The following is a 13457-nucleotide window of genomic DNA, read 5'->3' on the forward strand; positions in this document are numbered from 1 at the left end:
GACCTGGCTGTCCTGGTCGTCTTCGTACAGATCTTCGCTCACGCGTTGTCCTCCAGCAGGCGCCAGCGCAACTTCTCACCGGCGCGCAGGGGGATCACGGTGTTGTCGCCGAACGGCAGGCTGTCCGGCGCGGTCCATTCCTCACGCACCAGGGTGATGGTGTCGGTGTTGCGCGCCAGGCCGTAGAAGTCCGGGCCGTGCTTGCTGGCGAAGCCTTCGAGCTTGTCCAGGGCGTTGCGCTGTTCGAACGCCTCGGCGTACATCTCGATGGCGGCATAAGCGGTGTAGCAGCCGGCGCAGCCGCAGGCGGCTTCCTTGGCATGCTTGGCGTGGGGCGCCGAGTCGGTGCCGAGGAAGAACTTCGGGTTGCCGCTGGTGGCGGCATCCAGCAGCGCCACCTGATGGGTGTTGCGCTTGAGGATCGGCAGGCAGTAGAAGTGCGGGCGGATACCGCCAACCAGCATGTGGTTGCGGTTGTACAGCAGGTGCTGGGCGGTGATGGTCGCACCGACGTTGGCCGGCGCTTCGCTGACGAACTGCGCGGCGTCGCTGGTGGTGATGTGTTCGAACACCACCTTCAGGGTCGGGAAGCGTTCGACCAGGCGGCGCATGTGCTCGTCGATGAAGCGTTTCTCGCGGTCGAACACGTCGATCTCGCTGCGCGTGACTTCACCGTGCACCAGCAAGGGCATGCCGGTTTCGGCCAGGGCCTCGATCGCCGGGAAGATATTGTCGATGCTGGTCACGCCCGAATCGGAGTTGGTGGTGGCGCCGGCCGGGTAGAGCTTGGCGGCGTACACGATCCCGCTGGCCTTGGCGGCCCGCACATCGTCGGCGCTGGTGCGGTCGGTGAGATAGAGCACCATCAGTGGCTCGAAGCGGCTGCCGGCGGGGCGTGCGGCAAGGATGCGCTCACGGTAGGCGGCGGCCTCGACGGCGTTGCGCACTGGCGGAACCAGGTTAGGCATGATGATGGCACGGGCGAAGGTGCGCGCCACGTCACCGACGGTGTGGGGCAGGACGGCACCATCGCGCAGATGGATGTGCCAGTCGTCGGGGCGCAGGAGGGTCAGGCGATCGGACATTGGAGATTCCAGGCGGGTCGAACTCAGAAGCCAATGCTACCGGAAAACCCCTGTTCGAGCACGGCTATCAAGTTTTCCGACGGGCGACCGATAGCGTTCAGGTAAGTCGTCGGAATTTGTGGAGCCGCCCGTGCGCCAGCGTTACCTAGCCCTGTTCACCCTCGTTGCCAGCCTGCCGGCCGGAGCAATGACCTTCCAGACCCGCGTGGAGAACGTCGCCTGGAAAGTCGAGGGTGACCAGTTCGAATGTCGCCTGATCCAGCCGATCGACGGTTTCGGCAGCGGTGAGTTCGTGCGCCGTGCCGGCGAGCAGCCGACCTTCCAGCTGCGTTCGGACAGCAATGTCCTGGGCGCTGGCTCCGCCACCCTGCTGGCCGCCGCCGCGCCCTGGCAGCCCGGGCGCGGCGACATCAACCTCGGTGCGGTGCACATGGCCCGTACCGGCGTGCTGTTCACCTCCAGCCAGGGGCAGGCCAGCCGCCTGATCAACGGCCTGCTCGATGGTCGCAGCACCGTGGTGCGCAACTACCGGGGCGAAGGTGGTCGGCCGATGGAAGTGCATGTGATGCCGGTCAGCTTCGCCAAGGCCTACAGCGACTACCAACTGTGCGCCGCCAAGCTGCTGCCGATGAACTACGACCAGATCCGCCAGACCCAGGTCGGCTTCCCCGGCGGCGGGATCGAGCTGGACAGCTCGGCGCGCGCCCGTCTGGATGTGCTGCTCGACTACCTGAAGGCCGATCCGACGGTCAACCACATCGAACTCAACGGCCACTCCGACAACAGCGGCAATCGCCTGACCAACCGCGACACCTCCCGCCGACGGGCCCTGGCGGTGGCCGACTACCTCAAGGCCCATGGCGTGCCGGAAGAGCAGATCAGCGTACGCTTCCACGGCGAACGCTATCCGTTGGCCAAGAACAACAGTGCCGCCAACCGGGCGCGCAACCGTCGGGTGAACATCCAGCTCGAGCGTGTAACGCCGGTCGAGAAGCCGGTGGAGAAACCGGCAGCGCAGGTGCCCCCGTCGGCCCCGGCACCCGTCGCCACGCCTGCGCCAACGACGCCTGCAGCCGCTGCCACGCCGTCCGCTCCAGCGAAATCCTGAGTGCGACAGCGGGTCGCGCTCTCGACAATTCCTGTCGCTTTGTCGTCACAAGCTGTCGCCCCATTGTAAATTTTTCAGCAACGCCGGTAGAATCATCCGCTTTCCGTACAACCCCGTGGAGTGATGGCATGGCGGACGTAAAAAAGGTCGTATTGGCGTATTCCGGCGGCCTTGATACTTCGGTGATTCTCAAGTGGCTGCAGGACACCTACAACTGTGAAGTGGTGACCTTCACCGCTGACCTCGGCCAGGGCGAGGAGGTCGAGCCGGCCCGCGCCAAGGCCCAGGCGATGGGCGTGAAAGAAATCTACATCGACGACCTGCGCGAAGAGTTCGTGCGTGATTTCGTCTTCCCGATGTTCCGCGCCAACACCGTCTACGAAGGCGAGTACCTGCTGGGTACTTCCATCGCCCGCCCGCTGATCGCCAAGCGCCTGATCGAGATCGCCAACGAAACCGGCGCCGACGCCATTTCCCACGGTGCCACCGGCAAGGGCAACGACCAGGTGCGCTTCGAACTGGGCGCCTATGCGCTCAAGCCAGGCGTCAAGGTCATCGCTCCATGGCGCGAGTGGGACCTGCTGTCCCGCGAGAAGCTGATGGACTACGCCGAGAAGCACGGCATCCCGATCGAGCGCCACGGCAAGAAGAAATCGCCGTACTCGATGGACGCCAACCTGCTGCACATCTCCTACGAAGGCGGTGTCCTGGAAGATACCTGGACCGAGCACGAGGAAGACATGTGGAAATGGAGCGTCTCGCCTGAGAACGCCCCCGACCAGGCCACCTACCTCGAGCTGACCTACCGCAACGGTGACATCGTCGCCATCGACGGCGTCGAGAAGACCCCGGCCACCGTGCTGGCCGACCTCAACCGCATCGGCGGCGCCAACGGCATCGGTCGCCTGGACATCGTCGAGAACCGCTACGTCGGCATGAAGTCGCGCGGCTGCTACGAGACCCCGGGCGGCACCATCATGCTCAAGGCTCACCGTGCCATCGAGTCGATCACCCTGGACCGCGAAGTCGCTCACCTGAAGGATGAGCTGATGCCCAAGTACGCCAGCCTGATCTACACCGGCTACTGGTGGAGCCCGGAGCGTCTGATGCTGCAGCAGATGATCGACGCCTCCCAGGTCAACGTGAACGGCGTCGTGCGCCTGAAGCTGTACAAGGGTAATGTCACGGTCGTTGGCCGCAAGTCGGACGACTCGCTGTTCGATGCCAATATCGCGACCTTCGAGGAAGACGGCGGCGCCTACAACCAGGCCGATGCCGCAGGCTTCATCAAGCTCAACGCACTGCGCATGCGCATCGCGGCCAACAAGGGCCGTTCGCTGCTGTAAGCCTTTGGCGTGCCCGAAAAACCCGGCCTCGGCCGGGTTTTTTCATGCCCGGGATTCAGGGGGAGGCGGGGCCTCGCCTTCCTGCATCGGCGATACCGACAGGTGGATGCAGGTTCGCGTATCGAGGTTGTACAGGATCCAGCGTCGCTGTTGGCCGTGGGGACGCTCGATCATCCGCTGCACATGGTTTTCGATGAGCTTTCGACTGTCGGCGCCGGAGATGGCGATGATCATCGCCCCTTTGTCCCGTGCGGCAGGTGGGCGAGGCGGCCTGTCCGCCCCCGTGGCGCGTCTGTCCGGGGCAAACAGCGAGCCGTTGTTGAAGTTGAGCGTAAGGAAGAACAGCACGGTAAGGAAGAACGGAAACCCCACCAGAAACCAGGTGTAGACAATCTGGCTGTCGTCGCTGAGAAACGGCAGCGAGGCCAGGGCGGACGCCTCGATCACACCGGCAAATACAGCGATAAGGGTCAACGGACTGATAGGGTCGCGATTCATGATGAGTGCCTGGCCATGCTTTGCCCATCAGTAGCTCGTTTTTCCGAATGCGATAAGCGTGGATCATTTCCCTGCCGGGTGATGCCACAGGCTACGGCAGCGCTTTTTATCCAGTCTGTACAGTCGAAATTTCCTGCATGAAGTGTCACCTGGCGGCACTTGGATCCAATTCTGCCGACTGTTACTTTTTGGGGGCGACGAACATGCATCTATTACATTTTGTTAATTAGCTGCTTGTAGGAAGAATCTCTATTAACAGTAGTCCACTTCTTTCGGTGAATTTGCCAGGGAAACCGCTGCATAAATAATCGTTATGCTCGGGTGTGGTGGTCTATCGAACTAAAAATAACGTATCAATGGGAATCGCATGAATAAAGTGCTGATCGTGGATGATCACCCGGTCATTCGCCTGGCCGTACGCATGCTGATGGAACGGCATGGCTACGAGGTAGTGGCGGAGAGCGACAATGGTGTGGATGCCTTGCAACTGACGCGGGAGTATCTGCCGGACATTGTCATTCTGGATATCGGGATCCCCAAACTGGATGGGCTTGAAGTGATTGCCCGGATGACCCTGGCAAGTCCCGGGACCAAGGTGCTGGTGCTGACCTCTCAGGCGCCGGGGCACTTCTCGATGCGCTGCATGCAGGCGGGGGCGGCGGGTTATGTGTGCAAGCAGCAGGAGCTGACCGAACTGCTCAGCGCGATCAAGGCCGTGCTGTCCGGCTACAGCTACTTCCCCAACCAGGCGCTGCACAAGGGACGCTCGGGCGTGAGCGGCGCCACGGAGATGGAGATGGTCGAGCGGCTTTCCGGGCGGGAGATGATGGTGTTGCAGCAACTTGCCCGGGGCAAGAGCAACAAGGAGATCGCCGACAGCATGTTCCTCAGCAACAAGACGGTCAGTACCTACAAGACGCGCCTGCTGCTCAAGCTGAATGCCCGCTCGCTGGTGGACCTGATCGAGCTTGCCCAGCGTCATGGGCTGGCCTGAGCATCATTGAAAAAGCCTCCGTTCGGGAGGCTTTTGCGTGCCTGTTCTACAAGTCGTAGTCGAAGTCGGCCAGTTGCTTCTGCAGGCGTCGTTCCTCGAGCATGTTGTCGATGGTGCGGCGTTTACTCAGGTTGGTCTTGGCCGGTTCGGCCTGCGGCTCCACATCGTCGTCCGCACTCTGGAAATCGTCGTCGATTACCAGCTCTTCTTTATCGGTGCTCATGCGTCACTCCAAGCCAAAGGGCCATTGGCCGTCCTTATAACGGGAATCGCAGAGCGGGTAAAAAAGATTTTTTCAATTGCCTCGAGCAGGTTTCAGCTATTGCCTCAATCGTCGGAGGTCTTGTGCTTGTATTCGCACAGGTCTTCGATCCGGCAACTGCCACAGCGCGGTTTTCGGGCCTGGCAGACGTAACGGCCATGCAGGATCAACCAGTGGTGGGAATCGAGCAGATAGTCCCTGGGGACGAACTTGAGCAGCTTCTTCTCCACCTCCAGCACGGTCTTGCCCGGTGCGATACCTGTGCGGTTGCTGACCCGGAAGATATGCGTGTCGACGGCCATGGTGAGCTGGCGAAAGGCAGTGTTGAGCACCACGTTGGCGGTCTTGCGGCCGACGCCGGGCAGGGCTTCGAGGGCCTCGCGGGTCTGCGGGACTTCGCCAGCGTGCTGCTCGACCAGCAGGCGGCAGGTTTCGATGACGTTCTTGGCCTTGCTGTTGTACAGGCCGATGGTCTTGATGTACTCGCTCAGGCCGTCGACGCCCAGGGCGTGGATGGCTTGTGGGGTATTGGCGACCGGGAACAGGCGGGCGGTGGCCTTGTTGACGCCGACATCCGTCGACTGGGCCGAGAGAATCACGGCGATCAGCAGTTCGAAAGGGGTGGAGTAGGCCAGTTCGGTCTTGGGTTCGGGATTGTCTTCATGCAGCCTGCGAAAGATCTCCAGGCGTTTGGCGGCATTCATGGGGTCAACGGGTTCCTTGACGGCGTGAGGCGGTATTCGATGGGCGCAGGTGATTGTACAGGCCCAGCAGCAAGCCGAGCAGTATCAGCGCGCCGGGAGCCAGTGCGGCGAGGTGCAGGCCGAGACCTTCGGCCAGGAGTTGGCGGCAGATGCCCAGGGCCAGCCCGGCCGCCAGTAAGCCGAGCAGTCCGAACCCCAGGTGGCGATATCGGCCAGGCTGTGCTGGCAGTTGCTCGCTGGCGAGGCAGGGCAAGGCCAGCAGCAGTGGGTAGAGGCCAAGCTGTTTGGTCAGGGGCATTGCCCAGGCTTGCAGGCCGAGGTGCAGGCAGGTCGCCAAGGTGGCGGCAAGTACAATGCTCATCCACAGGCGGGGGGCTTGTTCCAGGTGACGGCGCAGAGGAGTCATCAACGCCTGGTGCAGGCCCACCAGCAGTATTGTGCAAAGGCTGATCGCAAGCGCCTGGACGATGGTGCTGGTCGCGCCGAGCAATGGCGCCAGGCTGATTGGCAGGAGCCAGAAACGGTTCATGGAGGCGTCTCACCGAGCAATGCGGGACGATGCTGGTCAAAATAGCGCAGTGCATCCTGGATCGCCTCGATGACTGCCCGCGAGGTTACCGTCGCCCCGGCCAGCTGGTCGAACGCACCCTGGTCACGTTTGATTGCCCAGGCCTGCTCGGGCGTATCGCGCAGTGTCCGACCGGCGAACTGGTCCAGCCAGTGGCGCGCCGGGTCGACCAGTTGATCGCCCAGGCCAGGGCTTTCCTGCTGTTCGAGTACGCGCACACCCATCAGCCTGCCTTGGGGGGCGATGGCGATCACCAGCTCGATGGCACCGCCATAGCCTTGGACTTTGCTGTGGAGCAGAACAGCACTGGTAACGCCTGCCAGGCTGGCGCGGTAGCCGGCCAGCAGATGGCTATGGCTCAGCTTGGCATCCGGGAGGGCCACGGGTGTTTGCAATGGCCGGTTGTCGTAGCTGCCCGGCGGCAGCACCTTGAGCCACTGCTGTTCCTGCCATTGGCGCGAAGCCTCGGCAATCGGCCCGGCAGTGAAGCGGTGCCAGACCAGCGTCGCGGCAATCGCCAGCCCTGCCACCAGGAGCAGCGCTGCGGTACTGTGCCAGCGGGCGGTCATGAACAGGCCTGCTGCTGGCGGCGTTCCGCCCAGCGATCAAGGGTGGGGACGGCGAGGTTCATCAGCAGGACGGCGAACGCCGTGCCATCGGCGAAGCTGCCCCAGGTGCGGATCAGGTAGATCAGCAGGCCGGTGCCGATACCGAACAGCAGGCGGGCCAGTGGTTGCTTGCAGCCAGACACCGGTTCGGTGGCGATGAAGAACGCGGCAAGCATGGTCGAGCCGGACAGCAGGTGCAGCAGTGGCGAGCCGTTGGAATCGGAGCCTGCGCCATTCCAGCCCAGCAGGCTGGACAGGAACAAGGCGCCGAGCAGACCGACGGGGGCCTGCCAGCCGAAGACCTTGCGCTGCAGCAGGAATAACCCGCCAAGCAGGAAGGCGAGGTTGACCCACTCGCTACCACGCCCGCCCAGATGACCGAACGCCGGGTGGCTGGCGAACAGTTCGTCTATGGTCAGGCTGCGGTTGTGGCGCAGCACATCGAGCACCGTGGGGCTGGCCCAGGCGTCGATGCGTTCGCTGGCGCCGAAAGTCAGGCCAAGGCTTTCCACGAGCCCAGGTGCCTGACCGGGCCAGTGGTTCATCTGCAAAGGGAAGCTCAGCAGGACGAACGCATAGCCGACCATGGCGGGGTTGAACAGGTTGCGCCCGACCCCGCCAAAAGCTTGTTTCCCCAGGCCGATGGCGACGCAGGCCGCCGTCACGGGCAGCCACCAGGGCGCCAGGCTGGGCAGGGCTGCGGCCAGCAGCGCGGCGGTGACCAGTGCACTGCCGTCGCCAAGGGCGCAGGCGACCGGCATTCTCCGCCAGCGCAATAGCACAGCCTCGGTAGCCAGCGCCGCGCAACCGCTCAACAGCAGGTTGATCAGCACGCCCCAGCCATGCAGCCAGAACAGCACCAGCAGGCCAGGGACGCAGGCCAGCAGAACCAGCTGCATGGTGCTGCGCAGGCGCGGATCAGTGGTCGGCATGGCTTTACAGGTCCTCGAGGTGTTGCACAGCGATGGCTTCCGTTGCCAGGGGCAGGGCGATGCGTGGAGCCGGGCTCATTGGGTGAAGAGTCCGTTGAGTCCAGAAAACGCCATGGCCATCACCCCAGCCCCGATCAGCTGGACGGGCAGGCCGCGCAGGGCTGCGGGCATCTCTGCATGGCGGCAGCGGGCGTCAAGGTCGGCATACAGCGCCAGGGCCAGCCAGAATCCCAGCGCGCCGACAGTGGCCCACGCCAGAATACCCCAGCCGTCGACGGCGCCGTTGGCAAGCTGTAACAGCAAGCCTAGCACCACGGCGTTTGCGCTCAGCAGAGGTTGCAGATCGTGCAGGGGCCAGCCTGGCCGAAAATGTCGGAGCAGGTTTGGCAGTGTCCAGGCCAATGCCGCCAGCAAGGGCAGGAAGATGAACAATTGCAGGTCCTGCAACCCCATGGGCAGGAAAAATTGCCGGTGTAGCCAGACGCCGACAGGTAGTGCGACGAGGATCAACAGGGCCGAACACAGACCCAATGCATGCAGGCGCGCACGCTCGACCGGCTCGGCCTGCAGGACCAGGTGATTGACCAGCGCGGCGCTGACCAGGATCAGGACGTAGTCACTCATGGCGATGTCGAAAGCCGGAGGGTGCCATCATTATCGGGTAGCGGGCGGCAGATGCAACTGCCCCGGCCAATTGGCCGGGGCAGGAGGGCTTACTTGATACGCTGGCCTGGCTTGGCGCCGCTGTCGGGGCTGAGCAGGTAGATCTCTTCACCGCCGGGGCCGGCGGCCATGACCATGCCTTCGGAAACGCCGAAACGCATCTTCCGCGGCTTGAGATTGGCCACCATCATGGTCAGGCGGCCTTCCAGCTGGGAAGGATCCGGGTAGGCCGACTTGATGCCCGAGAACACATTGCGGCGCTCGTCACCGATGTCCAGGGTCAGCTGCAGCAGCTTGTCGGCGCCGGGCACGGCTTCGGCCTTGACGATCAGCGCCACGCGCAGGTCGACTGCGGCGAAGGTATCGAACTCGATCTCGGCCGACAGCGGGTCCTTGGCCAGTTCGCCATTGCCCGCCGGAGCAGCCTTGGCTTCGGCGGCCAGCAGGTCTTCCTTGCTGGCGGCGACCATGGCTTCGACCTTGGCCGGCTCGATGCGGCTCATCAGGGCCTTGAACGGGTTGAGCTGGTGGTTTTCCAGGCGCGACAGGTGGTCGTTCCAGGTCAGCGGGGCGACGTTGAGGAACGCCTCGGCGTCGGCTGCCAGCAGTGGCAGTACCGGCTTGAGGAAGATCACCAGCTGGCGGAACAGGTTGACGCCCTGGGCGCAGATGGCCTGCACTTCATCCTGCTTGCCTTCCTGTTTGGCCAGCGACCACGGCGCCTTGTCGGCGATCCAGGCGTTGGCGCGGTCGGCCAGGGCCATGATCTCGCGCATGGCGCGGCCGAAGTCGCGAGCCTCATAGGCCTCGGCGATCGACGGCGCGGCGGCGAGGAAGGCCTCGGTCAGCTCGGGCGCGGCATCGCCGGCAACCATCACACCGTCGTTGCCCTTGTGGATGAAGCCGGCGCAGCGGCTGGCGATGTTGACCACCTTGCCGACCAGGTCGGAGTTGACCTTCTGCACGAAGTCCTCGAGGTTCAGGTCGAGGTCGTCGACGCCGCGACCCAGCTTGGCGGCGTAGTAGTAGCGCAGGTATTCCGGCTGCAGGTGGTCGAGGTAGGTGCGCGCCTTGATGAAGGTGCCGCGCGATTTCGACATCTTCGCGCCGTTGACGGTCAGGTAGCCGTGCACGTTGACCGCGGTCGGCTTGCGCAGGCCCGCGCCTTCGAGCATGGCCGGCCAGAACAGGGCGTGGAAGTTGACGATGTCCTTGCCGATGAAGTGGTACAGCTCGGCCTTGGAGCCTTCGTTCCAGAACGCGTCGAAGTCCAGCTCCGGACGGCGGTCGCAGAGGTTCTTGAAGCTGGCCATGTAGCCGATCGGCGCGTCCAGCCAGACGTAGAAATACTTGCCCGGTTCGCCCGGGATCTCGAAGCCGAAGTACGGCGCGTCACGGGAGATATCCCACTCCTGCAGGCCCGAGTCCAGCCATTCGGCGAGCTTGTTGGCCACCGCGTCCTGCAGGGTGCCGCTGCGGGTCCACTGCTGCAGCATGGCCTGGAAGTCAGGCAGCTTGAAGAAGAAATGCTGCGAGTCGCGCAGCACCGGTGTGGCGCCGGAGATCGCCGACTTGGGGTTCTTCAGTTCGGTCGGGGCGTAGGTGGCGCCGCATTTCTCGCAGTTGTCGCCGTACTGGTCCTCAGCCGCGCACTTGGGGCAGGTGCCCTTGATGAAACGGTCGGCGAGGAACATGCCCTTCTCGGGATCGAAATACTGGGTGACCGAACGGGTGGCGATGTACCCGGCGTCGCGCAGGCGGGTGTAGATCAGGCTCGACAGCTCACGGTTCTCCTCGCTGTGCGTGGAGTGGTAGTTGTCGAAATCGACCAGGAAGTCGGCGAAGTCGGCGCTGTGCTCGGCCTGGACGTTGGCGATCAGCTGCTCCGGCGTGATGCCTTCCTTTTCCGCGCGCAGCATGATGGCCGAGCCGTGGGCGTCGTCGGCGCAGACATAGATGCACTGGTTGCCGCGCAGCTTCTGGAAGCGCACCCACATGTCCGTCTGGATGTACTCCAGCATATGGCCAAGGTGGATCGATCCATTGGCATAGGGCAGGGCGCTGGTGACGAGAATCTGACGTGGCTCGGACATGGTGGCTCGGCTACTTATCTGGCTACGGGGTAAAAATGAGGGTGATCGGCCACTATAAAGGGCTGGCGAATTTATTTCACCCCAAGGACGCATCTGCTGACGATTGACGGGTTAGCATAGGCGCCTGTTCCGTATCCAGTTTGCCAATGGGAGCCTCCATGAGTGCCGTTACCCGTGCCGCCGTCGAAGGCGTGCTTCGCCAGTACACCGACCCCTACCTGAACCAGGATCCGGTCAGCGCCGGTTGCGTGCGCGCCATCGACATCCAGGGCGGGCAGGTCAGCGTGCAGTTGCAGCTGGGGTATGCCGCCGGCCTGTTCAAGGGCGGCTGGGCGCAGGTGCTGCAGACCGCCATCGGCAACCTTGATGGCGTCACTTCGGCCAGCGTCAGCATCGACTGCGTGATCGCCACTCACAAGGCCCAGGCCCAGGTGCCGGCGATGGCCAACGTGAAGAACATCGTCGCCGTGGCCTCGGGCAAGGGCGGGGTCGGCAAGTCGACCACCGCCGCCAACCTGGCCTTGGCCCTGGCCCGCGAAGGTGCCAGGGTGGGCATTCTCGATGCCGACATCTATGGCCCGAGCCAGGGGGTGATGTTCGGCATCGCCGAAGGCACCCGCCCGCAGGTGCGCGAGCAGAAGTGGTTCGTGCCGATCAAGTCCCATGGCGTCGAGGTCATGTCCATGGCGTTTCTCACCGACGACAACACGCCGATGGTCTGGCGTGGCCCGATGGTCTCGGGCGCATTGCTGCAACTGGTGACCCAGACCGCCTGGGACGACCTCGACTACCTGGTGATCGATATGCCGCCGGGCACCGGCGACATCCAGCTGACCCTGGCGCAGAAGGTGCCGGTGGCAGGCTCGGTGATCGTCACCACGCCCCAGGACCTGGCGTTGCTGGACGCGAAGAAAGGCGTGGAGATGTTCCGCAAGGTCAACATCCCGGTGCTGGGCGTGGTCGAGAACATGGCGGTGCATATCTGCTCCAACTGCGGCCATGCCGAGCACCTGTTCGGCGAAGGCGGTGGCGAGAAGCTGGCGGCGCAGTACGGTGTCGAGCTGCTGGCCTCGCTGCCGTTGTCGATGCTGATTCGCGAACAGGCCGACAGCGGCAAGCCGACCGCCATCGCCGAGCCGGAAAGCCAGATCGCCATGGTCTACCAGGAGCTGGCGCGGCAGGTGGGGGCGCGGATCGTGCTGCAGGAAGCGGCGGCGCCGGCGATGCCGAGCATTACCATCAGCGAAGATTGACGCGTTACCTGTAGGAGCGGCCTTGTGCCGCGAAAGGGGGGCGAAGCGCCCCCAGAATCTGTGTATCAAGCAGATATTGCCGGGGCCGCTATCTGCGGCCCTTTCGCGGCACAAGGCCGCTCCTACAGGGAAATGCGCAAATCCAGCCTCTGTTTTGTTCAGGCACAAAAAAACCCGCCAATGGCGGGTTTTTTTTGAAAGCGAGGAAGCGAGATCGACTTAGGCGATCTGAACTTCTTCAGCCTGCATGCCTTTCTGGCCGCGGGTAGCGACGAAAGTAACAGCCTGGCCTTCTTTCAGGGTTTTGAAGCCGTCAGCTTGGATGGCTTTGAAGTGCACGAACAGGTCGTCGCCCGACTGAGGGGTGATGAAGCCGTAGCCCTTCTCATCGTTGAACCACTTGACAACACCGGATTGACGGTTGGACATTTTTCTGTCTCCTTGGACAAAGTTGATAACGGTCAGGAAACACCCTGACCGGGACTGAGCGCAAAGAGAGCAGAAAATTCAGCGATGGGCCGATCAGGATCGTGCATCAAACTAGAGATTCTCGGTGTCACGTGCAGCACAGTGGCGCCACCTTAACCCACTTTCCACAACCTGCCAATGGCCAAGAAGCGCTTTGATGAAATTCGGATCGACGGCCGGTGCAGGCCCCGTCCGGCGCGGGATAGGGCGAGGAAACTTTAACCCGGGCGCCGGGACCGGTAAGATGCACCTCTCGTTTTTTACCCCGCACTCTTCAGGACACCCCGCCATGAGCATCAAATCGGACAAGTGGATTCGCCGCATGGCGCAGGAACACGGCATGATCGAACCGTTCGTCGAGCGCCAGGTGCGCGGCGAGCAGGACAGCCGGGTCATTTCCTTCGGTGTCTCCAGCTACGGCTACGACGTGCGCTGTGCCGACGAATTCAAGGTCTTCACCAACATCAACTCGGCCACCGTCGATCCGAAGAACTTCGATGCCGGCAGCTTCGTTGACATCAAGAGTGACGTGTGCATCATCCCGCCGAACTCCTTCGCCCTGGCCCGCACCGTCGAGTACTTCCGCATCCCACGTGACGTGCTGACCATCTGCCTGGGCAAGAGCACCTATGCCCGTTGCGGCATCATCGTCAATGTCACGCCGCTCGAGCCCGAGTGGGAAGGCCATGTGACCCTGGAGTTCTCCAACACCACGACGCTGCCGGCGAAGATCTACGCCAACGAAGGCGTGGCACAGATGCTGTTCCTGCAGTCCGACGAGGCATGTGAAGTCTCGTACAAGGATCGTGGCGGCAAGTACCAGGGCCAGCGCGGCGTTACCCTGCCACGCACCTGAGCCGACAAAGCGCGGGAAT

Annotated in this window: 15 protein-coding genes; 5 read left to right on the plus strand and 10 right to left on the minus strand. The window is 63.1% G+C overall.

Translation table 11 applies throughout. The annotated features are described in order from the left end of the window. Positions 1 to 38: 38 nt before the first annotated feature. A complete protein-coding gene (pyrC, locus tag LU671_RS12465) occupies positions 39 to 1085 on the minus strand; it encodes a dihydroorotase (RefSeq protein WP_203647756.1) in 1047 nt (348 codons plus the stop codon). Between the two features lie 130 nt (positions 1086 to 1215). On the opposite strand from pyrC, the gene LU671_RS12470 reads away from it, so the two are divergent. Both LU671_RS12470 and LU671_RS12475 read left to right on the plus strand, forming a co-directional pair. Then, a complete protein-coding gene (locus LU671_RS12470) occupies positions 1216 to 2193 on the plus strand; it encodes a flagellar protein MotY (protein WP_232855800.1) in 978 nt (325 codons plus the stop codon). Positions 2194 to 2321: 128 nt separating this feature from the next. Beyond that, positions 2322 to 3539, plus strand: a complete 1218-nt coding sequence (locus LU671_RS12475; protein ID WP_110738802.1) for an argininosuccinate synthase — start codon at positions 2322 to 2324, stop codon at positions 3537 to 3539. A gap of 42 nt (positions 3540 to 3581) precedes the next feature. On the opposite strand, the gene LU671_RS12480 is transcribed toward LU671_RS12475, so the two are convergent. Continuing rightward, a complete protein-coding gene (locus LU671_RS12480; protein ID WP_232855801.1) occupies positions 3582 to 4037 on the minus strand; it encodes a hypothetical protein in 456 nt (151 codons plus the stop codon). Between the two features lie 367 nt (positions 4038 to 4404). On the opposite strand from LU671_RS12480, the gene LU671_RS12485 reads away from it, so the two are divergent. Then, the gene (locus tag LU671_RS12485) at positions 4405 to 5031 is read left to right on the plus strand and encodes a response regulator transcription factor (protein ID WP_028690074.1); all 627 of its coding nucleotides are present in this window, start codon (positions 4405 to 4407) and stop codon (positions 5029 to 5031) included. 46 nt (positions 5032 to 5077) lie between these two features. On the opposite strand, the gene LU671_RS12490 is transcribed toward LU671_RS12485, so the two are convergent. From LU671_RS12490 to metG, 7 genes are all read right to left on the minus strand, one after another. Beyond that, the gene (locus LU671_RS12490) at positions 5078 to 5254 is read right to left on the minus strand and encodes a PA3496 family putative envelope integrity protein (RefSeq protein ID WP_203647754.1); all 177 of its coding nucleotides are present in this window, start codon (positions 5252 to 5254) and stop codon (positions 5078 to 5080) included. A gap of 104 nt (positions 5255 to 5358) precedes the next feature. After that, the gene (gene nth / locus LU671_RS12495) at positions 5359 to 5997 is read right to left on the minus strand and encodes an endonuclease III (protein ID WP_232855802.1); all 639 of its coding nucleotides are present in this window, start codon (positions 5995 to 5997) and stop codon (positions 5359 to 5361) included. Between the two features lie 4 nt (positions 5998 to 6001). Next, on the minus strand, positions 6002 to 6526 hold the full coding sequence (locus LU671_RS12500; RefSeq protein WP_232855803.1) for an Rnf-Nqr domain containing protein: 525 nt from the start codon (positions 6524 to 6526) through the stop codon (positions 6002 to 6004). Continuing rightward, positions 6523 to 7134 carry an RnfABCDGE type electron transport complex subunit G gene (locus tag LU671_RS12505; RefSeq protein WP_232855804.1) on the minus strand — a complete coding sequence of 204 codons (612 nt, stop codon included), beginning with the start codon at positions 7132 to 7134 and terminating at the stop codon, positions 6523 to 6525. The genes LU671_RS12500 and LU671_RS12505 overlap by 4 nt, the downstream gene beginning before the upstream one ends. Beyond that, entirely contained in the window at positions 7131 to 8105 is a 975-nt protein-coding gene (locus LU671_RS12510) for an RnfABCDGE type electron transport complex subunit D (protein ID WP_232855805.1), read from the minus strand. The genes LU671_RS12505 and LU671_RS12510 overlap by 4 nt, the downstream gene beginning before the upstream one ends. A gap of 75 nt (positions 8106 to 8180) precedes the next feature. After that, positions 8181 to 8729, minus strand: coding sequence for an Rnf-Nqr domain containing protein (locus LU671_RS12515; RefSeq protein WP_232855806.1), 549 nt, complete (start codon positions 8727 to 8729; stop codon positions 8181 to 8183). Positions 8730 to 8818: 89 nt separating this feature from the next. After that, positions 8819 to 10861 carry a methionine--tRNA ligase gene (gene metG / locus LU671_RS12520; RefSeq protein WP_232855807.1) on the minus strand — a complete coding sequence of 681 codons (2043 nt, stop codon included), beginning with the start codon at positions 10859 to 10861 and terminating at the stop codon, positions 8819 to 8821. A gap of 158 nt (positions 10862 to 11019) precedes the next feature. Here metG and apbC point away from each other — a divergent pair, with 158 nt between their 5' ends. Beyond that, positions 11020 to 12114, plus strand: a complete 1095-nt coding sequence (gene apbC, locus LU671_RS12525; protein WP_232855808.1) for an iron-sulfur cluster carrier protein ApbC — start codon at positions 11020 to 11022, stop codon at positions 12112 to 12114. A gap of 219 nt (positions 12115 to 12333) precedes the next feature. Here the strand turns inward: apbC and LU671_RS12530 are convergent, their stop codons facing one another. Then, positions 12334 to 12543 (minus strand): cold-shock protein, encoded by a 210-nt coding sequence (locus LU671_RS12530; protein ID WP_003254922.1) that lies wholly within the window; start codon positions 12541 to 12543, stop codon positions 12334 to 12336. 328 nt (positions 12544 to 12871) lie between these two features. Here LU671_RS12530 and dcd point away from each other — a divergent pair, with 328 nt between their 5' ends. Continuing rightward, positions 12872 to 13438: a dCTP deaminase gene (gene dcd, locus LU671_RS12535; RefSeq protein WP_050704036.1), complete on the plus strand. Its 567-nt coding sequence runs from the start codon at positions 12872 to 12874 to the stop codon at positions 13436 to 13438. Positions 13439 to 13457: the final 19 nt, after the last annotated feature.

It is taken from the genome of Pseudomonas sp. NMI760_13 (assembly GCF_021283245.1).
GTDB lineage: Bacteria > Pseudomonadota > Gammaproteobacteria > Pseudomonadales > Pseudomonadaceae > Aquipseudomonas > Aquipseudomonas peradeniyensis.